Annotated in this window: 21 protein-coding genes and 1 tRNA gene; 8 read left to right on the top strand and 14 right to left on the bottom strand. The window is 61.1% G+C overall.

The genetic code is table 11. From position 1 onward, the window contains the following. Window positions 1-65 precede the first annotated feature (65 nt). Entirely contained in the window at window positions 66-971 is a 906-nt protein-coding gene (locus tag ACP154_RS07935; protein ID WP_107712471.1) for an RNA polymerase factor sigma-32, read from the top strand. A 3-nt stretch (window positions 972-974) separates the two neighbouring features. Here ACP154_RS07935 and ACP154_RS07930 read toward each other — a convergent pair whose 3' ends face one another. From ACP154_RS07930 to ACP154_RS07905, 6 genes are all read right to left on the bottom strand, one after another. Continuing rightward, window positions 975-1,766, bottom strand: coding sequence for a thermonuclease family protein (locus ACP154_RS07930; protein WP_421860123.1), 792 nt, complete (start codon window positions 1,764-1,766; stop codon window positions 975-977). A 55-nt stretch (window positions 1,767-1,821) separates the two neighbouring features. Continuing rightward, a complete protein-coding gene (locus ACP154_RS07925; RefSeq protein ID WP_421860126.1) occupies window positions 1,822-3,930 on the bottom strand; it encodes a TonB-dependent receptor plug domain-containing protein in 2,109 nt (702 codons plus the stop codon). A gap of 85 nt (window positions 3,931-4,015) precedes the next feature. Next, window positions 4,016-4,426 carry a hypothetical protein gene (locus ACP154_RS07920; protein ID WP_421860129.1) on the bottom strand — a complete coding sequence of 137 codons (411 nt, stop codon included), beginning with the start codon at window positions 4,424-4,426 and terminating at the stop codon, window positions 4,016-4,018. 60 nt (window positions 4,427-4,486) lie between these two features. Next, window positions 4,487-5,215: an SDR family oxidoreductase gene (locus ACP154_RS07915; RefSeq protein WP_421860132.1), complete on the bottom strand. Its 729-nt coding sequence runs from the start codon at window positions 5,213-5,215 to the stop codon at window positions 4,487-4,489. Then, window positions 5,212-5,826 carry a 2-hydroxychromene-2-carboxylate isomerase gene (locus tag ACP154_RS07910; protein WP_421860135.1) on the bottom strand — a complete coding sequence of 205 codons (615 nt, stop codon included), beginning with the start codon at window positions 5,824-5,826 and terminating at the stop codon, window positions 5,212-5,214. The genes ACP154_RS07915 and ACP154_RS07910 overlap by 4 nt, the downstream gene beginning before the upstream one ends. Before the next feature lie 144 nt (window positions 5,827-5,970). Continuing rightward, window positions 5,971-8,757, bottom strand: coding sequence for a TonB-dependent receptor (locus ACP154_RS07905; protein ID WP_421860138.1), 2,787 nt, complete (start codon window positions 8,755-8,757; stop codon window positions 5,971-5,973). Window positions 8,758-8,989: 232 nt separating this feature from the next. Here ACP154_RS07905 and ACP154_RS07900 point away from each other — a divergent pair, with 232 nt between their 5' ends. From ACP154_RS07900 to ACP154_RS07875, 6 genes are all read left to right on the top strand, one after another. Further along, entirely contained in the window at window positions 8,990-10,042 is a 1,053-nt protein-coding gene (locus tag ACP154_RS07900) for a phytase (protein ID WP_107712464.1), read from the top strand. Window positions 10,043-10,093: 51 nt separating this feature from the next. After that, a tRNA-Arg gene (locus ACP154_RS07895) sits at window positions 10,094-10,170 on the top strand. A gap of 374 nt (window positions 10,171-10,544) precedes the next feature. After that, a complete protein-coding gene (locus ACP154_RS07890; RefSeq protein WP_133724840.1) occupies window positions 10,545-10,964 on the top strand; it encodes a response regulator in 420 nt (139 codons plus the stop codon). A 78-nt stretch (window positions 10,965-11,042) separates the two neighbouring features. Then, entirely contained in the window at window positions 11,043-11,837 is a 795-nt protein-coding gene (locus tag ACP154_RS07885; protein WP_421860143.1) for an SDR family NAD(P)-dependent oxidoreductase, read from the top strand. A 42-nt stretch (window positions 11,838-11,879) separates the two neighbouring features. Continuing rightward, on the top strand, window positions 11,880-13,310 hold the full coding sequence (locus ACP154_RS07880; RefSeq protein WP_421860145.1) for a bifunctional enoyl-CoA hydratase/phosphate acetyltransferase: 1,431 nt from the start codon (window positions 11,880-11,882) through the stop codon (window positions 13,308-13,310). Then, entirely contained in the window at window positions 13,307-14,467 is a 1,161-nt protein-coding gene (locus ACP154_RS07875) for an acetate/propionate family kinase (RefSeq protein WP_421860147.1), read from the top strand. Before ACP154_RS07880 ends, ACP154_RS07875 begins: the two co-directional genes overlap by 4 nt. On the opposite strand, the gene pgeF is transcribed toward ACP154_RS07875, so the two are convergent. From pgeF to ACP154_RS07845, 6 genes are all read right to left on the bottom strand, one after another. Continuing rightward, the gene (pgeF, locus tag ACP154_RS07870; protein WP_421860149.1) at window positions 14,464-15,246 is read right to left on the bottom strand and encodes a peptidoglycan editing factor PgeF; all 783 of its coding nucleotides are present in this window, start codon (window positions 15,244-15,246) and stop codon (window positions 14,464-14,466) included. The two genes, ACP154_RS07875 and pgeF, sit on opposite strands and share 4 nt — an antisense overlap. A 3-nt stretch (window positions 15,247-15,249) precedes the next feature. Continuing rightward, window positions 15,250-16,692, bottom strand: a complete 1,443-nt coding sequence (locus ACP154_RS07865; RefSeq protein ID WP_421860152.1) for a protein adenylyltransferase SelO family protein — start codon at window positions 16,690-16,692, stop codon at window positions 15,250-15,252. A gap of 38 nt (window positions 16,693-16,730) precedes the next feature. Beyond that, window positions 16,731-17,657, bottom strand: coding sequence for an alpha/beta hydrolase (locus tag ACP154_RS07860; RefSeq protein ID WP_421860155.1), 927 nt, complete (start codon window positions 17,655-17,657; stop codon window positions 16,731-16,733). 60 nt (window positions 17,658-17,717) lie between these two features. After that, window positions 17,718-17,948, bottom strand: coding sequence for a hypothetical protein (locus tag ACP154_RS07855; protein ID WP_107712456.1), 231 nt, complete (start codon window positions 17,946-17,948; stop codon window positions 17,718-17,720). A gap of 109 nt (window positions 17,949-18,057) precedes the next feature. Continuing rightward, window positions 18,058-18,657 carry a DUF924 family protein gene (locus ACP154_RS07850; RefSeq protein ID WP_421860159.1) on the bottom strand — a complete coding sequence of 200 codons (600 nt, stop codon included), beginning with the start codon at window positions 18,655-18,657 and terminating at the stop codon, window positions 18,058-18,060. A 2-nt stretch (window positions 18,658-18,659) separates the two neighbouring features. Further along, window positions 18,660-20,474 carry a long-chain-acyl-CoA synthetase gene (locus ACP154_RS07845; protein ID WP_421860162.1) on the bottom strand — a complete coding sequence of 605 codons (1,815 nt, stop codon included), beginning with the start codon at window positions 20,472-20,474 and terminating at the stop codon, window positions 18,660-18,662. A 218-nt stretch (window positions 20,475-20,692) separates the two neighbouring features. On the opposite strand from ACP154_RS07845, the gene ACP154_RS07840 reads away from it, so the two are divergent. Continuing rightward, window positions 20,693-21,352: a helix-turn-helix domain-containing protein gene (locus tag ACP154_RS07840; protein WP_421860165.1), complete on the top strand. Its 660-nt coding sequence runs from the start codon at window positions 20,693-20,695 to the stop codon at window positions 21,350-21,352. A gap of 81 nt (window positions 21,353-21,433) precedes the next feature. On the opposite strand, the gene cydX is transcribed toward ACP154_RS07840, so the two are convergent. Both cydX and cydB read right to left on the bottom strand, forming a co-directional pair. Continuing rightward, window positions 21,434-21,559 carry a cytochrome bd-I oxidase subunit CydX gene (gene cydX / locus ACP154_RS07835; RefSeq protein ID WP_107712452.1) on the bottom strand — a complete coding sequence of 42 codons (126 nt, stop codon included), beginning with the start codon at window positions 21,557-21,559 and terminating at the stop codon, window positions 21,434-21,436. A 19-nt stretch (window positions 21,560-21,578) separates the two neighbouring features. Continuing rightward, on the bottom strand, window positions 21,579-22,724 hold the full coding sequence (gene cydB / locus ACP154_RS07830) for a cytochrome d ubiquinol oxidase subunit II (RefSeq protein WP_107712451.1): 1,146 nt from the start codon (window positions 22,722-22,724) through the stop codon (window positions 21,579-21,581). Between the last annotated feature and the right edge of the window lie 9 nt (window positions 22,725-22,733).

The following is a 22,733-nucleotide window of genomic DNA, read 5'->3' as shown; positions in this document are numbered from 1 at the left end:
TCCGGACATCGTTCGTATATGCTCATGATCAAGTTACTGGCCCATGCGAAACGAAAGCGAACAAGATGTCACAGTCTGCGCCGACTCGCTCCGCCCCGTCGCGCTCCGTCGATCCTGATCGGCGTTACATGAAAAAGGCGATGGATGCCCCTCTGCTCGAGCGCCAGCAAGAGCTGGACCTCGCGACCGCCTGGAAAGAAAAGGGCGACGAGGAGGCGCTGCATACCCTAACCACCGCCTATATGCGGCTGGTCATCTCCATCGCCGCCAAGTTTCGCAATTATGGTCTGCCGTTTCCCGACCTGGTGTCGGAAGGCAATATCGGTTTGATGCAGGCCGCCGCCCGGTTCGAGCCTGAACGCGAAGTCCGCTTCTCCACTTACGCCACCTGGTGGATCCGCGCCTCCATTCAGGACTATGTTCTGCGCAACTGGTCCATCGTCCGCACCGGCACAACGGCCGCCCAGAAATCTCTGTTTTTCAATCTTCGCCGTCTGCGCGCCCTGATCAAGGACACAAGCTCAGGCGCACTGACACCGGAAAACCGCGCCTATGTGGCCCAGGCCCTGCGCGTCGGTGAGGACGATGTTGAGAAGATGGCGAGCCGCCTGGCCGCTGTCGACCGCTCTTTGAACGCGCCCTTCACCGAAGATGGCGAAGGCGAGTGGCAGGACCTGCTGCAAGATGACAATCCGGACCCGGAAACCCAGGTCATGGAAGATCGCGATCAGAACCAGCGCGCGCAATGGCTGGGTCAGGCTATGGGGCGTCTCAGCGAACGTGAGCAGCTGATCATCCGCGAGCGTCGTCTGGGTGAGGATTCTGTCACGCTTGAGAAATTGGGCGAACGTCTGGGCATCTCGAAGGAACGTGTCCGCCAGGTGGAGCACCAGGCGCTGAAAAAGCTCAAACAATACCTGACTGAAGTCGTGGGTGACCCCGAAGAAGCCGGTCTGATCCCAACCGACTAAGGTTCACGGCAAAGGTCGAGGGTCCGGCGCATCGAGAATTTCGATCTGCGCCGGACTCGCGACATGGATCATCGGTCCGTTCTCGGCATACAGCCAGCCCCGCACGCGAATAACGGCGCCGTCCAGTTGTGCCGGGTCCGAAAGCCCCTGTGCTTCAAATCGCTCGCGGTCGGCCCGGTTCAGGCTCACGGTGAAATCCGTCCGCCAATTCAGCCCAAAATTGAGATAGAGGCGGCCATTGCGCGCCTCTCCCACCGCGACGACGCGGCCTTCTATGATCTGGGCGCTATCAAGATGCTGGGCCAGGCGGTCGGGATCCGGATCACGGATAGCAAACTGCCCGCTGCCCCATCCCCCCGCTCCGGACTGTCGCGCCTCGGCTTCCAGTGCATACAAAACAAGAGCGCGCTGATCTGCGTCAGGTCTCGGCCAGACCATGGCCTGCCCTGACCGAACCATCTCCGCGTCGAGCTGCGCCTCGTCCGCTTCCCGATCAAACAACGCCAGCACCACGGGCCGATCATACCGGTCACGCCCGGCTTCGGTCTCGATCAGCATCAGGGCGTCTCCCGCTTCCTCAAGAAGACCCTGGAGATGGTCGCGGGACGCACGTGTATCCGCGCCCCTGACGCCCGCCAGGAGCGCGGTCTGGCGGACACCCGCCTCGTCCAGATACGTAAAGCTGTGGCCCGAGCGCGCACCCAGAGGCGCAACGCTCGAAACCTCCGCCCGTTCAGGCGCATGACAGGCTGACAGGCCGGCCAAAACCAACACGCAAAGCGCGATTTTGAACATATTAAACTCCCCCAAGAGGGGAGCATACTGCCTGTCAGCCCCAGAAGGTCAAAGCCTAGAACCGGGTATTCAGCCGAAGCCACACCCCCGTACCAGCGCCCGGCAGACGCTCGCCAACCGGCACACCAAGGCCGGAATTGCGGTTATAGCCCGCCAGATGATCGCGATAGGGCTGATCCAGGATATTCTCGACGCCCGCCGACAGGCTGACCTGCTCATTGACCGCCCAGCGCCCGAAAGCGTTCAGAACCACATAGCCCGGGGTTTCCTGCTCGCTGTTCTCGGCGGACACCTTGTCCTGCTCGGCGACCATCAGCGTCTCGAGGCTGGCGGACCAGACCGCCTGCTCATAAGTGGCGCTCAGACGCAAGCTGGCGGGGGTGATGCGGTAGAGGTCATCATCCACATCATCGCGTTCGCCGCGCACATAGGTCAGCACGCCGTCCAAGCGCCAGCTCGGCGTCAGAGCCAGACCGAAGTCCGCATCAAAGCCGTAGAGCCGCGCATCCACATTGGAAAACCGCAACGGCGTCGGATCGCCGTTCATGCCCGACACCATTTCAAGAGGCGTATCGGGAACGCCGGGGGTGTTGGGCTCGGCCGGAACGCCCTGGATGTAATCTTCAACCCAAGCGACATAGACGGTCGGCCGCAGATACGCCCGGTCAGACGCATAATCGAAACCCGCTTCCAGGCTGGTCGCCACTTCGGGGTTCAGATCGAGCGTTCCCACATAGGTGTTGCCGTCCGCCAGACCGCCGGACGCCGTGATCGGCAGCCAGCCATAGCGCTCCACTTGCCCGGCGACGCGGGATTTGCGCGCGATCGCGCCGCGCAGCGTCAGGGTTTCTGTGACAGGACGCGCCAGACGCACCAGGCCATCCACCGTCACATCATCCCAGGACCGGTCAGCATTTGAAAACGCCATGGCCAGCATGCGCGGCCCCATGGGCAAGGCCGCGCCGAGAGACGGTTCGCCCGCCTCCGCTTCGTGAGCGTCAACTCTGAGACCGGCATAAAGCTCATAGGCGGAGACCGGCCCGTCCCATTCGGCATAGGCTCCCGTACGCGTCAGCTCTACATCCGGAAAGGGCGTCACAAAGAAATCTGCATTCATGGGATTGGTGATGGTGGTGTCATGGCGGATGTCCGCGCGATCCAGCCCCAGGCGCAGGACGCCATCCCGAAGGGGACGTTCCGCATCGAAGCCGAACGTCACAGTTTCAGAACTCGCCAGCGTTTCCCGCAGGCGCATTAGCGCCGGCGCCGGGCGTTGATCGAAATTGTTCATGGCGTGATCCACGCGCGCATGCTCGGCGCGCAATGACAGGCTCCACGCCTCAATCTGAGTATCAAGCCCAAGGCGGCTCGTGGACGTGTCCATATAGCGAATATCCATGGGGAATGGCGGGTTGCCGGTTTCGCCCCCTTCCTGGCGGCGGAAATCCGCCGTCAGCTCAGTGTTCGCGGTCAGGCGCAGACCATACCCAAAGCCATAGACATCGCGCGCATGGCCGGTCCCGTTCAAAGTTCCATAGGGCGTGTCTCGATCTTCACCGCGCTCGGTAGACGCAATCACTTCAAAGCGCTGGCGATCCGTCGCAATCCCGGCCACGCCGCCCACGGCATAGCTCTCATCGACGCTGCGGACGATGGAGGTGATGTCCGCACTCAAGACAGGGCTCGCGGTCTCGGCATAGTCGACATGCTTGAACACCGCGTTGACGCCCGCACTCAGGGCTGGCCCCTGACTGACCGGCGCCGGACCACGCGTCACTTCAAGCCGTTCCAGCAAGGGCGCCGGCGCATAATGCAGCGGCGGATCCATCAGGTTGGGACCGCCCGAATGAAAGGCCTGCCCGTCCAGTCGCACCGCAACGCGCGCGCCATAAAGACCGCGATACTGGACCTGACCGGACAAGGCGCCGTTATCCACAAGCGCGGCCCCGGGCAAACGCGCCGCGAGGCCGGCGGCGTCCGGCGCGACCGCAGGCGCAAAATCGGTGGAGACGGCGGCTTCATCCGCCGAGAGCGGCGCATGGCCGGTGACGGTGATGACATCCACCCAGCGCGGATTGTCAGACTGGGACGCCGCTTCGGATGTGGCGGTAGAAGCGGCCGACAGGGCGAGCGCAGAGACGCCCGCAAACAAGATGACAGACATGGTTTCTCATTTCACAAAAGCAGATCACGCGTCCGACACCAAGGTCAGACGCCGACACGCGCCTGGAGGCGCGGCGAGGAGACGATCAGCTGTGAAACGGGGGCGCGCGGAGCCCTACGGGAGGACCGGTGGGCGTGCGAGAGCCGGCCTGATCCACACGGCGGAAATTAAGCGCGACCTGGATCGGTGTCCTGTCCATCAGGACAAGCGCGTCCGCAACCAGCGCAGTACCCTGTCCCAAGGCGCAGGCCACGCAGTCTGAGGGTTCAAAGCCGGCGGGGCGCTCCTGAGGCTCTTCCAGCCCGGTCAGCGCGACAAGTTCAGCGATCTGGGCACGCGCTTGCGCATCCAGATCCATCGACAACGTCCCGCACAGATATTTCGCGTCATCAAAGCCTGCGGCGTAAGCCGTCGCCGCCATGGACGACCACAACGCCTGCAGGGCGATGAAGGCCGCCGCAATCCGGCTCAGGACAGGGTGGGACGCACGAAACATGATAGCGCTATAAGACAGATCGCATTCCTTGGAAAGCTGAAGCCGTGTCGCACAGCGGCGTCACCAGCTCTCTGCCCAGGGACGCAGGTCCAATTCATGCGTCCAGGCCGTGCGCGGCTGATGATGCAAGCTGACATAGGCGGCGGCGATGGCGTCGGGGTCCAGCAGACGGTCCTCAGCCCGCAACGCCTCCACATCAGGCAAGATCTCGCGGATAAACGCAGAATCAATCGCCCCGTCGATGAGCGCATGAGCCACATGGATATTTTTCGGTCCCAGCTCTCGCGCCATGGACTGGGCCAGAGCGCGCAGTGCGAACTTCGCTCCTGCAAAGGCGGCATAGCCCTTCCCGCCCCGAATGGACGCCGTAGCGCCGGTGAAAATAACCGTGCCGCGTTCGCGCGGGACCATCTTGCGCGCCGCTTCCCGTCCCGCCAGGAAGCCGGCGTAAGCGGCCATCTCCCAGACTTTGCGATAGACCCTTGCGCTAGTCTCCTCGATCGGGACATTCACATTCGCCCCGATATTAAAGACCATGATCTCGATCGGGCCGATTTCAGCTTCAACCTGATCAAACAGCGCCGTCATCTGGTCTTCGTCGCGTGCGTCAACGCCGAACGCACGGGCGCGCCCGCCATCATCGCGGATGGTCTGCGCCAACGCCTCCAACTGATCGAGATGACGCGGGCGACGCACCACGCAGGCGTCATAGCCTTCCTTGGCGAAGGCCCTGGCGACTGCGCCGCCCGTAGCGTCGCCGGCGCCGATGATAACCGCCGCGCCGCTCATGAAAGCTGTTTTCTGATTTCGGCCTCGATCTGGTCCAGACGCTCTTTGCCGTAAAACATCTCGTTACCCACAAAAATTGTGGGCATGCCGAAGACGCCGCGAACAACCGCGTCTTGGGTGTTCGCGATCAGATGCGCCTTCACATCGGTGTCCCTGGCTCGCGCGAGCAGCGCGCCTGCATCAAATCCGGCGCCCGAGAAATGCGCCAGGATGACGTCTTCCTGGGTGAAGTCCCGATCTTGCTCCCATAATCCGGCGAAGCCTGCATCCAGAAAGCCGCGTAATTGATCGGGTGCATCCATCTCCACAGCCGCGGCCATGCGCATGAGCGTGAGGGTGTTCATCGGGAAATGGGAGTTGAACTTGAACGCTCCCAGCTCGTGTTTGGCCGCATAGCGACGAATTTCGAGCATTTCATAATCGAGCTTGTGCTTGATATCGGCGAACGCAAAGAAGGGCGACTGATTGCCGGTCTCCTTGAATATCCCGCCCAGAAGGCAGGGGCGATAGCGAAAGCGCGCTCCTGTGCGGCTTTCAATGTCCGGCAAGACCTTGTGGACCAGATAGGCGTTCGGACTGCCCAGATCCGTGATGAAGTCCGGCTCGATCATGGTCTATGCCCCTTGCTGATACCGCCTTGACGCGGATGACTGGGTCAGAGCCTCCCCCTCCACCGGCTTCCAGGCAAGCCCTTCAATGACAAAACCCCCGGAGCCAGGCTCCGGGGGTTTCTTGCCAAGAGGCGATCCGTCGACTTAGCCGCCAAAGGTGTAGCGGAAGCCGAACTGGGTCTGCCAGCCATACTCTTCGTACTGGGAGTTCAACTCACGGCCACCATCGCGGAAGGCCGCGCGGAAGGGCTCGTCAAACGCGTTCTTGAAGTCGAAATAGAGACGCAGATTGTCGGTCAGATCGTATTTGGCGGAGAAATCAATCTGGGTGTGCTCCAGAGCGATCCGGTCTTCCGCCGCTTCACCGCCCAGCTCATCGATGAAGGCGTCACGATACGACAGCGCCGCGCGCAGATCGAGACGTCCGTCATCATAGCCGAGCATCAGGTTGAACACGTTCTGGGACTGCAAGGGCAGCGTGATCTCACGGCCATCCGCCAGCGTCGCGTCTGAGTCCACATAGGTGTAGTTCGCGCCGATAAGGGTGTGCTGCAGAACGCTCGGCAGCATGGTGAGGGCCTGCTGGTAGTTGAACTCGAAGCCCAGCAGATCCGCCTCGTCAATATTGGCGAAGGTGGTCAACTCGTTGATGTCCGCGCCATTCAGCTGGCCCGGATTGTCATCAACGAAGGTCGCGATCAGATTGTCGATCGACTTGTAGAACACACCGCCGGAGATCACAGCGTCTTCAGTGGGATAATACTCCACCATCAGATCAAAGTTCTGGGCCTGTTGACGGTCAAGATCGGGATTGCCGGCTTCAGCCTCATCATCGTCATCAATGACGATGCGCGGGGCTGTTTGCGCCAGGTTCGGGCGCGAGATCGAGGCGTAGTATGCGCCGCGCACGATCACGTTCTCAGCAGCCTCATAACGCAGGTTCACGCTGGGCAGCCAGTCGGTGTACTCGTTCTCGGCGCTGACAGAAGTCACGCTCTCGAGGTCTTCGTCGATCTGATTGCCCGTGGTGTCAAACTGGGTGTCTTCAACCCGGACGCCCGCGACGATCCGAAGGGCGTCAATGTCGACCGAGCCCATCAGATAGGCCGAGAAAACATCTTCCGAGGCGGAGTAATCGTCACCCGCGCTGGCGAACAACGAGTCGGTGTCATCGAGTTCGAAATCAGCGCGGTTGGCGTTGAAGAAGCCGCGCACCGTCTCAGGCACCGCAAACGGACCAAACTCACCCAGCGGATAGTCCAGGGATGACGCAAAGCCCGCCAGGGTCAGATCATCGCCTGAGCCGTTGTCATAGCCGCCATAGACCAGGGTCGTCGCATCATAGGACTTCTCGCGCGTGCGGTATTGGACGCCGCTCTTGAGGAAGCCGAAATACTGACCGAAGGCCATGTCGCGCTGAACGTTGAACTGGAAAGACCATTCCTCGTCCTCTGCAACGCCATTAAGGAACTCAAGACCGTCAAACTCATAGTTTGAAGCGTCCAGATAGGCGGCCTCAGCCGCAGCGTCGCCGAAAATCACTTGCGGCAGCATGGCGTCGTTCACATTGACGCCAAAAACGCCCTCGTCGAACTTGGCGCGGAAGTCAGCATCTATTCTGTCCGGTTCCGCTTCTTCAGCGTAGGCGTAAGCCAGCTGGTAATCGAACGACCAGGGACCGGTGAACGTCTCGCCGCCCAAAGCGATGGCGTAGATGGTCTGCTCTTCCAGACGATCCTTGATGTCGCGGTCCACTTCGAACTCATCCCCCGTGGACGCGTCAAAGAAGGCGCCGCCGCCCGATGAGCTGTCGAGATAATCGGGATCTTCAAACTTGTTCTCGACCCGCGCCCGATATTCCTGGTCAGAAAAGTCGGAATAGGTGGAGCGCAGATAGAGATTGGTGGAGTCAGTGGCTTCAAAATCCAGATTGAAGACGACCGATGTGCGTTCGCGCGTAATGTCGTAATTGCGGTTTTCAAACTCACCCGGGAACGGAACCGACACGCCCGTCTCCCAACCGCCATCGACTTCGGCGTTTTCCGAGCCGAATTTGCGAAGCTGATCTGAAATCGACAGGGCGACGCCAAGCCGGCCGTCCATGAAAGTGTCTGCGAACGTCAATGAGCCGCGATACCCGAAGTCTTCCACCACATCCGCATAAATGCCGCGCAGGCTGAACTGCAGCAGGCGCTCATCCTGATCAAGACCAGACAGGGTCTCAATCTCGATATTGCCGCCAATCGTGTCGCCCGGCATGTCAGGCGTGAGCGATTTGGAAATGATGATCGAGGACAGGACGTCTGAATCGATGACGTCGAGGGGAACCTGGCGATTGTCAGATTCAGGCGACGGCAAACGCACGCCGTTCACTGTGGTGGTGTTCAGGTTCGGGTCAATGCCGCGCACGGAGACAAAGCGGCCTTCGCCCTGGTCATTGAGCACGTTTATGCCGGCGATGCGGCGCGCCGCTTCCGCCACATTCTCATCTGGCAGGCGGTCGACCGCGTCGGCTGACAGGACCGAGATCAGCCCGTCGGCAGCGCGCTGACGATTGAGTGCGCTGGTCAGCTGTCCGCGTTGACCAATGATCAGAATGTTGTCGTCGGCGGCGACATCCGCGCCCAGCACGAAATTGGTCTCGACCTGGTCGTCGGCGCTGATCAGCGTCACGGACCGGGTCTGGGCGTCTGCGCCGAGATAATCGACCACCAGAGTGAAATCGCCAGCCGGAACATTGCTCAGGCGGAAGGAGCCGTCGCGTGCGGACGACACGGTCTGGCCGGTCTCGCTGATGCGCACGATCGCGCCCTGAAGGCCCACCGTTCCGGTCGATTCTGTCACACGACCTGTGATCTCGCCCGCCTGGGCCGTCCCTGCCGCAAGCGCCATCATGGACGCTGCACCCAGCAAACTGGTCATACGCTTCATCTGAAAGTCCCCCGACTCATATCTAGACGCAAAAGGCGCGCAGGCCTGCGCGCGATTAAGAAAGGGTTATGAAGAGCTCAGACGACAGTTTGATGTTGTCTACGACACGGCTTTGTGTCGGCTGTACATACTCAATATGACAATGTTTCGCCGCCACTTGCTCAAGACTGAACACCCCCGGTATGGAGTGCGCCAGTGAAGCCGGTTTCGGATGATAAAAAGGGGGTGCGTCATGCGCGCGACAGTTTCTATACTTTTTGTGACACTCTGCGCAGGCGCAGTGGTCGCCTGTTCCGAGGCGCCCGGGCCGAGCCTGCCCCGCGTCTCTGTTCCTGCGAGCGTGGAAACCGCTGCCGTGGCTGGCGCTGGCGACGCAGCAGATGATCCCGCTTTGTGGCGCGCCCCAGACCCGGCTCAATCGCGCATTCTCGGCACAGACAAGAAAAGCGGGCTCTATGTCTACACGCTGGACGGGGAAACCGCCCAATACCTGGCCGCCGGGCGCATGAACAATGTCGATGTGCGCTATGGCTTTGAGGCTGGCGATGAGACCGTGGACATCGCGGTCGCCTCGGACCGCACCAATATCGCGTTGGCGGTGTTCTTCATCGATCGCGAAACGGGGGATCTGAGCGTAGCGCCCGGCGGGGTCCTGCCGCTCGACTTTGTCGACCCTTATGGCCTGTGCCTGTATCAGCGCCCCTCTGACAATGCGCTGTTCGCCTTTGTCACTGAAGACGATACCGGACGCCTGATGCAGTTACGGCTGTGGTTTGAGGACGGCGCCATGCGCAGCGAGACAGTGCGCAGCTTCTCCCTGGGCACCATCACCGAAGGCTGCGCCGTCGATGATCAAACGGGCACGCTTTATATCGCTGAAGAGACTGTGGCGGTCTGGGTCTATGACGCAGACCCCGAGAGCGGCGAGGCGCGCAGCAAGCTTGCGGACGTGAATTCTGACAGCCTGGTCGAGGACGCAGAAGGCGTGGCGCTGTGGCCGCAAGACGGCGCCGCGCCCTGGCTCGTCGTCTCCAGCCAGGGCGATAACGCATATGCGGTGTTCGACACGGCGGACAACAGCCTGATCGGTCGTTTCGAGATCAATGGCGGTGACATTGACCGCACCAGCGAGACCGACGGCATCGAGGTTCATGCCCAGCCCTTGCCTGGATATCCCGAAGGCGTTTTCCTGGCGCAGGATGATGCGGAAGACACTGGCGGTCAGAACTTCAAGCTCACAGACCTCGCCACAATCCGCGCAGCGCTGACCGAAGCGTCGCAATAAGCATTCGCCGGGGTGACGCGCCCGTCATCCCGGCTTATTTTCCGTCAGCGTGTCCCCGTAGCTCAGCAGGATAGAGCATCAGATTCCTAATCTGAGGGCCACTGGTTCGAATCCAGTCGGGGACACCAGACAGGCTTGAACCTGATCCTCTCCTTGCACTGCGACGTGATGACGAATCAGTCATGTCAGGCAGGTAAGCGTGCGCCCGGAGTCCGAAACACTCGCTGGCAGACGTCGCAATACCGAAACCTGTCGGTCAGGTTACGAAATCAACACGAATATGAACAAAATCGGACACCAAGACTGAATGCCCATAAGGTATTGTTACGCAATCATTATGGGGGAGCGCCTCATCGTAAAGGCTGAACATACCTTAACTTGAGGCAGAGAATGCTTTTTAGCAACTGTTGAAAATTCAACATTATCCGAAATATCACTTTGCACAGTCATACCGTCACACTAGCTTCAACATGGACAAAAATTTAGGCTCGGGAGCGCCCCTATGACGGCGATGGGAACAAACAAACCGACTCTCCTCCTGGTTGAAGATGACGATCAGGAAGCCTTCCTGTTTGAGAAAATGCTTCGTGAAGAATCGGGCGCTGCCGTCATCGACCGCGCCGTGGAAGGCCAGCAGACCCTGGAGCTTGTACGCGCCAATCCCGATTATGATTGCATCGTCCTGGATCTGAAGCTTGCCGGTGAAGACGGCGTCTGGGTTCTTGAGCAATTGTCTCAGTCCCCGGAAATTTCACACATCCCGGTGATTGTCTTTTCCGGAGACACAGAGCGCCTGCAACAAGCGTGCTCGCAATATGCCAATGTAGTTTCGTCCGTGCGCAAGCCTGAAACGCTCGAGCAATATCGCTCGGCGCTGACCATTGTCATGGCCATCCTCCACGCAGCGCTGGACGTGGCCTGATCCGCTGCAGATCAAGCGCCTTGCGAGTTGTCCTTAACCGTTTAAGCTTCCTGCATACTCATGCGGGAGGATCAACACATGGATCTCAACGGGAAAATCGCCATTGTCACTGGCGGCGCCAGCGGCATTGGCAAGGCCTGCGCATCCGCCTTTCATGCGCGCGGCGCCAAAGTCGTCATCGCAGACCTCAATCATGACGCCGCCAAAGCGGCGGGTGAGCAATTCGGCGGGTTCGGCCTGGGCGTCGACGTCACCGATGAAACCGCGCTGGCGCGGCTGATCAATCGTGTGGAGCGCAAGCTGGGTCCCGTCGACATCTTCATGTCAAACGCCGGCATCGGCGTGTCCGACGGCCCCGGCTGGGGCGCCGGGGATGCGCCGACGCCGTCCTGGGACGCTTGCTGGCAGGTCAATGTGATGGCCAGCGTCTACGCCGCACGCATGCTGGCGCGCTCAATGGCGAAGCGGCATGGTCACTTCATCATCACGGCCTCGGCCGCGGGCCTTCTCAACCAGATCGGCGACGCCCCCTATTCCGCCACCAAAGCGGCGGCGGTTTCCTTCGCGGAAAGCCTGGCGATCACCCATGGTGATGACGGCCTGAAAGTGCAGTGCCTGTGCCCGGAGGGCGTGAATACGCCGCTGGTGAAAGAGATTGAAGGCGGCGCCCAGGGGCTGAGCGGCTATCTCGAACCTGAAGATGTCGCAGAGACCTTGCTCAAGGCCATGGAAGAGAACCGCTTCCTGGTGACCACCCATGCCCAGACCCCCGAATATGTCGCCAAGAAAGGCAACGAGCGGGACCGCTGGGTCGGCGGCATGCGCAAACTGCGTCGCATGCTGGTTGAAGCCAATAACGGTCGACCTTTGTAGCGCTCGGGCACACAATGCGCGCTCGAATAAGAGGAGTGCGCCATGACCGAGACAGCGGGCCGACAAGGTCTTGATCTATCCGCGTTAAGCGTCGGCCAACGTGCAGAGGAGGTGCGCCGGATCACGCCGAACGCATTGGTGTTCTACACCCATGCCTCAGGCGATCTCAATCCGCTGCACCTGCCCGAGCTTGATGGCGATGGCGACGGCAATCCCGAAGGGATTTGCCCGCCCGCCTTTCTCGCCAGCCTGATTTCCTCGGTGGTTGGCCAACGCCTGCCCGGACCAGGGTCGCGAGAGCGTGCATGGCGCTTTGAAACCGGCGAACCTGTCTGCATTGGCGACGAGGTGGCGATCCGGGTGCATCTCATCGCCAAGCACAAGGATTACGTCACACTCTCCGCCAGTGTGGACGGCCCGGACGGGCCCGCCTTGAGTGCGGAACTGGACGTGGTCCCGCCCGGCCAGTCGCGCCATTTTGGTCCGTATGATCTGCCCGATTTGATGGTGCAGCGTCATCGCCATTTCGAGCGCTTGCTGACCGCCTGCAGCGATATCGCGCCGGCCGTCACCGCCGTGGTTTGCCCCCAGAGCGAAGATGCGTTGGCGGGCGCTCTGGCGGCGGCGGATCGCGAGTTGATTACGCCGATACTTGTGGGCGATCCAGACGCTATCGCCGAAGCAGCGCACGCCGCCGGACGCTCCCTTGAGGGAATTCGGATTGAAGCGGCGCCGGACGCTCAAAGCGCCGCAGCGCTCGCCTGCAAGCTGGTGGCGGACGGACAGGCGCAAAGCCTGATGAAAGGGCATCTGCATACCGACACCTTGCTGCGCGCCGTGCTGAACCGCAGCCATGGCCTGCGCACCGAACGACGCCTCTCCCATGTCTTCGTGATGGACGTGCCGACCCATGACAAATTGTTGCTTGTGACGGACGCAGCGGTGAACATCGCGCCCGACCTTCAGGCCAAGGCCGACATCACCCAGAACGCCATCGATCTGGCGCGTGCGCTCGGCGTTGCGCTGCCCAAGGCTGGCATCCTGTCGGCGGTGGAGACCATCAACCCGGCCCTGCCCTCGACGCTCGACGCCGCCGCCCTGTCAAAAATGGCCGACCGTGGCCAGATCACCGGCGGCCTCGTGGATGGTCCGCTGGCCATGGACAACGCCGTAGATCTGGAAGCGGCGCGGGTGAAAGGGCTGACCGGCGCTGTCGCCGGTCGCGCCGACATCTTGGTCGCGCCCAATCTGGAAGCGGGCAACATGCTGGCCAAAGAGCTGACATTTGTCGCGCGCGCCGAAAGCGCTGGCGTGGTGCTGGGCGCGGCGGCCCCCGTGATCCTGACCAGCCGGGCGGATTCTGAGTTCTCACGATTAATGTCCTGCGCAGTGGCGGCGCTGCACGCCCAATGGCTGAAAACCGGTCAGCCGGCGCCCGCTCTCTGTCACCCCGCGACCGAGGCCGCACAATGAGCCTTGTGGTGCTTAATGCGGGCTCGTCCTCGCTCAAATTCGCCGTTTTCACCGCCAACGGCCAGAACCGTCAGCTCACCGGGCATATCGACGGCGTGGGCGAGGCCATGCAGCTGACCTTGAAGAGAAATGGCGTTGCAGAGACGCAAGCTGTTCCTGCCGCCGCGGATCATGGCGGCGCCATGGCGGCGGCGCTCGACATTCTGGCCGATGTGATCGACGATCAGGTGCGCGGGGTCGGACACCGCATCGTGCACGGCGGAACCCGCTTCACCGACCCCGTGATCCTGACCCCGGAGGTTGAAGCAGAGCTTGACGCGCTCAGCCCGCTCGCCCCTTTGCACCAGCCCCACAATCTGGCGGGCGTGAAGGCTGCCCGGCGCGCCTTTCCCGGCGCTGTTCAGATCGGGTGTTTCGACACCGCTTTTCATCGCAGTCATCCTTGGGTGAACGACACCTTTGCTCTGCCCTTGAGATATTTTGACCAGGGCGTGCGCCGCTACGGGTTTCACGGCCTGTCCTATGAATGGCTGACCCGGCGACTGGACGAAGTGTCTGACGGCGGACGCCCGCAAAAGGTGATCCTGGCGCATCTGGGCGCGGGGGCGTCCATGTGCGCGGTGAAGCAGGGCCGCTCCATCGGCTCCACCATGGGGTTTTCCGCGCTGGACGGATTGCCCATGGCGACACGGTGCGGCCAGATTGACCCGGGCGTCCTGCTGCATCTGATGGAGACTGAAGACCTGAACGCCGCCGCCCTGACCGCGCTTCTCTACAAGGAAAGCGGGCTGAAGGGCCTGTCGGGGCTGTCCGGCGACATACGCGTTCTGGAAGCCAGTGACACACCAGAGGCGGCGCAGGCGCTCGACTATTTCGTCTTTCGCTGCCGCCGGGAAATCGGGGCGTTGACGGGCGTGCTGGAAGGCCTTGATGCGCTGGTGTTCGCAGGCGGCGTGGGCGAGAACGCCCAAACCCTGCGCAAGCGCATCTGCGCTGGCTTTGAGTATCTCGGTCTCGCCATTGACGAGGACGCCAACCAAGCCGCCCTCGGTGAGGCTGCCCGCATCAGCGCGGCGGACAGCTCCGTCAATGTGTGGATGATCCCCACCGATGAAGAAGCGGTGATCGCCGACGCCATGGTCGAGCTTTTGGCCTAACCCGTCAGCATGATGACGCCGCACTGGCCGCCGAAATGACCGGCATGACCGTCCCGCGCGGCGCGGCGGCAGGAGAAGAACCGGTCTTCGTCTGCAAAGGTGCAGGCCGCCAGCCAGTCTATGGCGTCGTCTGACACCCCGGCGCGAAGCAGCTGACGCCCTGCGCCCTCAGAAACGTTCAGCCCTGCGCCGCCTTCACGATCGCGCGGCAAGGCCAGTCCGTCATCAAGCGGTCCAAACAAGGCTTCAAATTGCTCCAGCACTTCCGGGCCGACCCGATAGTTTTCAGGAGTGACGGCAGGGCCGATCACGGCCTGCAGGGCTTCAGGGCGGGTCCCATAGGCGTGTTTCATGGCGCTGATCGCTGCAGGGATGACCTCGGCGATCACCCCGCGCCAGCCTGCATGTATGGCGGCGATGGCCGCGTTCTCAGCATCGTAGAGCAGGACTGGGGTGCAATCGGCGGTTTGAGCGCACAAGGCGAGGCCGGGCTGATCGGTGATCAGCGCATCTCCTTCGCCAGCGGACCAGTCTTCGGGCGCAGCGTCCACCTTCAGAACTGTCGCGCCATGAACCTGATTGGCGAAGACCAGACGCCCGCCTCCGAACGCCTGAGACACGCGGGCGCGATTGGCCTCGACGGCGGCTTTGTCGTCGCCGCGCGACCAGGACAGGTTCAGGCTGGCATACGGACCAGTGCTGGTCCCGCCGGTACGCGTCGTGAAGCCATGCGTAATGCGGTCATCGCCAAACCCGTCCGCGCGCAGAATTTCCAGCATGCCCTACTCCGGCAGAAACCCGATCCGATCCCGACCCAGATCATAGGCGCGGCGCGCTTCATTCACATCCGCCAATGTCTGCTCGAACGCTGACCAGTCATCGCTTTCGGCGATGGGCGCCCAGAGCGCTTCCACATGATCAATCGTCAGATGCACAGGGTCCTCGCGCTGAAAATAGGCATGAGACAGGCGCTCTGGCCGCACAGGCGTCCGCGCGCTCAGCGCCTCGATCACGGGCCCGAAAGCGTCCTGACGATAAAGGCCTGACCGATCTGAATGCAGCGCGCGCTCGCGCGAGGCCTCACCGCCGAACCAGTCGAAAAACATCGCTTCAAACGGGATCTGAAGCTCGCGACCGGCATTCAAAAGGCTGCTGACCAGTTCGCCGTCACGGTCATCGCCCAGCGCTTTCACGCCCAGCCGATGATGGAAGGCTTGAGTAATCTCGCGTTTGTAATGCTCGGGGTAGCGCTCCAGCGCCTGGATCAAGCCGTCACGTTCGCTCACAAGGCTCAGCGCCGCCCCCAATTGCTGCAGCGCCCAGAACACGCTCTCGGGCTGGCGCGCATAGGCGTAAAGTCCCTGCTCGTCAAAATAGGCGGCGGTGAATCCGGGCTCGAAATACGGCAGAAAGCGCCAAGGGCCGTAATCAAAACTTTCGCCGGTCACCACCAGATTATCGGTGTTCAGAACGCCGTGAACAAACCCCGCCGCCATCCATTGCGCGGCGAGCTTTGCCGAACGCTTCACCACAGCCTCCAGCAAGGCCGCAGCGCGATCGCCTTCAAGCGCAGCCGCTTCGGGAACGAGGTTTTCAATCGCGTACTCGACCAGCTCAGAAATCAGATCCGGCCGGTCGTGATAGGCATGGCGCTGAAACACGCCAAACCGCACATGGGAATGTTGCAGCCGGGTCATCACGGCCGAGCGCGTCGGGGACGGTTCATCACCCCGGTGTAGCTGTTCGCCAGTCTCAAAAATCGCGAAGGTCTTGGAGGTATAAACGCCCAACGCTTCAAGCATTTCAGACGCCAGCACCTCACGCACCGCGCCCTTGAGCGTCAAACGCCCATCGCCGGAGCGCGAATAGGGCGTCTGTCCCGAGCCTTTGGTCCCGAGATCCAGCAAGCGGTCGTGGCTGTCGCGCAGCTGGGCGTAGAGAAAGCCCCGCCCATCGCCGATCTGCGGGTTGTAAACACGAAACTGATGGCCGTGATAGCGCAGGGCCCGCGGCTCGGTCTGATTGTCCGGCAAGGCTGCGAAGCGATGAAAATGCGTCTGGCGCTGCTCATCATCCAGCGCCTCCAGCCCCACCTCCTGCGCCCAACGCGCATTCCACCAGCGCAACCGGGCTTGCGGGAAATCCGCGGCTTCCACCGCATCTGAAAACTCATCGCCCAGGGCGGCGAATTGAGGATCGGGTCTGTATCTCGATGTGAGTGTCATGGGGTTGAGCTAAGACCTGCACGCGCTGGCGGCAAGGCTCAGGCCTCAAAGGTTTGGCTCAGCGCGCGAGCCGACGCCTCAATCGCCGAGATACAAGCGGGAAACAAGCGCGACATATTCAAAAACCCGTGCGGCACCGTCTTCCACAGTCTGTATTCCACTGGCACGCCGGACGCCGCCAAGCGGTCGCGATAGGCCGCCCCTTCATCAAGCAGCGGGTCCATTTCTGCAGCAAGTATGTAAGTCGGCGGCAAGCCCTTCAGATCATCCGCCAAAAGCGGCGAAATCCTCACATCGGCGGGATCAGCGCTGGCGATGTAATGCTTTCGGATCTCCTCGAGCGTAAACTCGGACAGCAAAGGACCTTCCTGCCAGCGCGGTCGATCCTTCTTGGTCTGCAACAATTGCATCAGCGGATAGAGCAGCAGCTGATAGTGCAGCTGCTCCCGGCGTTCGCGCGCCACGCTCGCCGCCAGATTGCCGCCAGCCGAATCCCCGCCAACCGCAAGGCGGTTTGGATCAAAGCCATACTCCGCCAGATCGCCAGCCAGCGCCGCATCCATGGCGGCAAAGGCGTCATCAACCGCGGCAGGGAAAGGGTGTTCGGGCGCCAAGCGGTAATCGACCGAACAAATGCGCACGCCTGACACTGCCGCGAGACGACGGCACAAGGGATCATGCGAGTTGAGCGATCCCACCATGAATCCGCCGCCATGATAGAAAATCAGGCCCGGCCCGCTGTCAGGCTGCGCGCCATAGGGCAGATACACGCGCGCCGGGCGCGCACCAGAGCCGCCTTTAATCTCGATATCCTGGACGGCTTCGACAGGAGGCGGCGCGACCTCGACCAGTTCCTCCATCCGCGCCATGGCGTCGCGCATGGCGGTGACGGTTTTCTGCGGATTGAACAGATCGTTCAGTCCAGCCTGGCTGATCCAGGTGTCGAAGGGTGAAGGGTCGCTCATGGCTCAAAGCTGTCTGAGGGCGTGCAGCCTGGCAAGACAAACTCCCATGACCACCAACAATTATTGCATCTGGATCGGACTTTCACGGCCAATGACGCCAGCCAGGGCGTCCTGAATTTCCCAACGCAAGACGCGCCAGGCGTTGGCGCTTTCATCCTCGCCCTTCTGCTCAAGCTCGGTCACCGCGAGATCGGCATAATTCAGCGCCTGGTCGCCATGACGATCCACCAAGGTGAAGGCGATGGCGCGAATATCGAGCGGCGTAATTCGGGACTGACGTTGGGCGGACATGAACGAGGGCTCCTGAGACACGACTGAGCGCCTGTCTTGCAAAGCGCCTGCCGAAGTCCAGCCCAGCAATTTCAATATGTTACGCAATACATTCGGCGCACAGACCGAGTCAGGACTGCCCTTGGGACGATTTTGCCGAGCGTTTCAGACCCGGCGCATATCCGCCCTCTTCCAGAAAGCGGACCTCTTCGGCGCGCGGCGTGCGCCCCAGGACGGCGTTGCGATGGGGAAAACGGCCAAAGCGTGCGATCACATCCATATGCGCGCGGGCATGACGGGTGTTCTCGCTGTCTGCGCCCAACCGCTCCTCGCACATCAGAACCGCCAGCGCCTGATCCTCGATATCTTCAGAATGCGAGAACGGCAAATAGACAAAGGCCCGGCGCTCTTTGGGCAAGGCCCAGTCAAACCCCGCATCCAGCATGGCCATGGCGGCTTCTCGCGCCAAAGGATCGAGCTTGAACGCGGCGTTTGAACCGCGCCACACATTGCGCGGCGCCTGATCGAGCACAATCACAAGCGCCAGCGCGCTCTCCGGCTCGACCATCCAGGGATGATCGAGCACAGACCGGGTCTGTAGAAAGCCATGACAGGCCGGACCCAATATCCGGCGGACACGGGCGTCAAAGGCCGCATCCACCGCGAACCAGGCTTTGGGGCCCGCCTGCTCGAACCAGAAGTCGAGAACGTCTTCCGGCAGCAACACCATGATCAGACCCGTTTCTCGCCAGACATGATCTGGGCGCGAATCTCCGCGGTCAGCGGAATATACTCACCCGCATCGGGATCATCGAAATACACAGGTTCGGGAATTGCTTCAGGATCCCAGCCCTGTTTGACCAGATCCGTCTTCTTCAATTTGAACGTGCCGGTAGTGTTCTCGTCCTGAGTATCTTTGCTCAGGCGAATGAAGAGCGGACGAGCATAATGCGGCAGTTCTTTCGTCACATGCGCATGCAGTGATTTGAGATCCAGCCCGTCTTCAGCCACGAGCGCCACCATGCCGGCTTTGCCCGAATAATCGGCGACTTCCACGCCATAAACATTGGCCTGAACCACTTTCTCGTGCGTGCCGAAGACTTCCGCGACCTCATTGGTGGAGACGTTCTCCGACTTCCAGCGGAAGGTGTCGCCCACCCGGTCGACGAAGTAGAAATAGCCCTGCGCGTCCCGCTTCATCAGATCGCCGGTACGGAAATAGACATCTCCTTCGTCAAAAACGTCGCGCAGAATCTTCTTCTTGGTGGCTTCTTCATCACCATAGCCGTCAAAACGATAGCGGGCGTCATCGGACCGGATTTCGCCGATCGCCTCGCCCACCTCGCCCGGTTTGCACTCGATGCAATGACCATTCGCATCGCGGATGGGCGCTTCCTCATCCATATCAAACTTGACCAGCTTGATGTTGAAGCGCTTGGACAGGTGCGGCGGCACACGACCGATCGCGCCTTGTTTCGAATCCAGATTGATCAGGCCCACATTGCCTTCGGTCGCGCCATAAAATTCCATGATCCGCGGAATTCCGGACCGCTCCACAAAGCGCGGCCAGACGTCGGGACGCAAGCCATTGCCGATGGCGATGCGGATCTTGTGCTTCTTTTCCCACTCCGTGGGTTCAGCGGCGACCAGGAAGCGACACAACTCGCCTACATACATCAGCATGGTCGCGCCGGTTTCTGTGGCGTCCTGCCAGAAGCGCGTCGCGGAGAACTTCTTGCGCACGATCACCGCGCCGCCAAAGGACAGCGCCGCGCCAACCCCGCACAGACCGCCGGTGGCGTGATACATGGGCAGCACCATCATCATCCGGTCGTCTTTGGACGCATGACCGGAGACGCCGAAAACCTGCAGGTAATACAGCGCCCGCGTGTGCGCGACGATCGCCGCCTTGGGCAGGCCGGTGGTGCCTGACGTGTACATTTTCATGCACGGATCTTTGGCCGTGAACTGGGCGCGATAGGAGCGATCGGGGCGCACATCGGACTGGCCGGACAGAGCCGCATCAAAATCCTTGCCGCCGGGCACCTTGGCCTGGGCGCCATCGCTGATCCAGGGCGTCATGGCGCAGTCAATCAACTCGCACGCGGTTACGTACGCTTCGGCCATGTCACCTTCGACAATCACATGCTGGGCATCGGACACATTGATGCAATGCGCCAGCGAATGTCCTGTGATCTGGTTGTTGAGAAGCGCGGCCATGATGCCGACTTTCGACAGGCCGTACCAGATCGCCACATATTCCCAACGATTGGCCATGTAGAGCGCAACAGTGTCACCTGGCTTCAAGCCTTGAGCCAGCGCCCAGTGAGCGACGCGGTTCGCATAGCGGTCAAACTGGGCGTAACTGATCTCGACGCCGCTTTCGGTGATGAAGGCCGTGCGCTGCTGGTGCTTGTCGACACTCTCTTCCAGAAGGTCGGGGGTCAGATAGTCAGAATCCGGCGTGATTTTTTTCAGTGCGCCCAACATGCGCGCCAGTTGCGTCGTATAAAACCACTCGCGACGGATCGCCGACCATAAGCCCATAGCATTGTCCTCCCTCGTAGCCGCACGATTGGCGGCTTTGTTGGGGCGACAGTACGGCTGCAAAACGTCCGGTCAAGTTCAGCTCGGCAGGTGGAGAGCGCATTTTTAAGCGCGAATGCGTTGCAGTGCGGCAGCATTGCGAATAAGACCGGATAAATCACTGAGTCAGATTCAATAAACGCACCGCGGTGCTCCGATCAATTGAATGGGTCTAAATTATGAATTGGGGAAAAGAGCTCAGAGCTTTCCGCCAACGCACCGGTCTGAAACAAGAGGCTGCAGCGCATCTGCTCGGCGTCAGCCAAGCCTATGTATCGAGACTTGAAAATTCCACAGCGTCCCCCTCCGCTCAGCTTGAAGTGAAACTCGAGCGTTTGTTGCAGGAGCCGGAACACAGACCGCTGTTTGAACACTTCCGCACGACGATCAGCCATTCGCCGCACCTGATCAGCATGCTGGCCGAAGTCGACGGCAAGGTCGTTGTTGACACTGTCAGTGAAGCTTTGCGCGATCACGGCACGCCTTTCGAGCGACTGACGCCCGGTGAAGTTCTTGAGTCGACCAACTCTGACGTCATCGAAATTCTGAACGCTTTCCTGACTCTCGGCGCCTTTTCAGGTCGCGTCGCCTCCATGCAGGTGACCTGGACCTATGAGAATAAGGGTGATCCGGTCTCGCACTGGCGCACCACCGAAATCCCCGTACGCGATGATGCCGGTCGCTGGTATTTGCACGGCGCACATGTGGAAATCACCGCCGAGGAAAAAGCACAATTGCTGCGCGATTGGGACGGCCCCATCAAGGTTCGCACCTTCGCCGACGACGACTCTGAGGGGGACGCTGAACCCAACCCCGCCAACGACACCGAAGCCGCCTGAGCCACAAGCGGCTTCTGCGTCACGCAAAACAGCCCGGACCTTTCGGTCCGGGCTGTCTTCTATTGAGCAGCGACAAAAGCGCTAGAAGGCTTCATCCGAGCTGCCGGTGTCTCCGCTATCGCTCAGTGACAGCTCATGCCACATGGCGTTGAGAATGGCGAAGGTGCAAGCGAGCCCGAGGCCCAAAATCCAGGCGAAATACCACATTGGTCGTCTCTCCTTGGTGTCAGTAATAATCGCCCTTGGCGACCGCCTCGGTGGTCACCCGCCCCCACATAACCTTGAACGCCCAGGCGGTGTACGCCAGGACAATCGGCAACAGGACGGCGGTCACAATCAGCATCACGAACAAGGTCGTATGACTGGACGATGCGTTCCACACGGTCAGGGACGCGTTAGGATCCACGCTGGACGGCAGGATGAAGGGGAACATCGACAAGCCCACCGTCGAGATGATGCCCACAACGGAAAGCTTGGATCCGACGAAGGTCATCGCCTCGGAGTTGGAGCGCAGTCCGAACAGCGCCAACACCGCTCCGCCGAAACCGAGCACAGGCGCGATCAGCATCCACGGATAGCGACCGTAATTGGACAACCAGGCGCCGCTTTCACGTACAGTTTCTGTAAATCTCGGGTTCGAAGGCCCGTCCGCGGCGACCGTATTGGTGACCTGATAGCCCAGATCCCCGAACGCCACCCAGGCCCCACCTGCTGCGAACAGCACGATTGAGGCGAACGCGAAGATCGGCGCATAAGCGCGCGCCCGATCCCGGACGACGCCGTATTCGGTTTTCATCGACAACCAGGCCGCCCCATGCAGGAACAGCATGGTCACGCTCAACACACCGCACAACAGGGCGAAGGGGTTGAGCAGTCCGAAGAATGATCCGTCCCAGAAGATGCGCATGTCGTCATCCATCCGGAACGGCGCGCCGACGAGGACATTGCCCACCGCGACGCCAAAGATCAGCGCCGGGACGACACCGCCCGTGAACAGCGCCCAGTCCCAGAAGCGGCGCCAGCGCGGATCCTCTCGCTTGGAGCGGTATTTGAACGCCACGGGCCGCAGGATCAGCGACGCCAGCACAACAAACATCGCCAGATAGAATGACGAGAAGGAGACCGCATAGACCAGCGGCCAGGCGGCGAAGATGGCGCCGCCCCCCAGGATCAGCCACACCTGATTGCCTTCCCAGGTCGGCCCGACCGTATTGATCGCAAGCCGGCGTTCGGCGTCTGTGCGAGCGACAAAGGGCAATAAGCCGGCAACGCCCAGATCAAAGCCGTCCGTGATCGCAAAGCCGATCAGCAGAACGCCGAGAAGCGCCCACCAGATCACACGCAAGAGTTCGTAAGACAGAGGAATTTCCATAATCGATCC

It is taken from the genome of Oceanicaulis sp. (assembly GCF_965249665.1).
Taxonomy (GTDB): Bacteria; Pseudomonadota; Alphaproteobacteria; order Caulobacterales; family Maricaulaceae; genus Oceanicaulis.
This window is presented reverse-complemented; position numbering and strand designations above follow the sequence as displayed.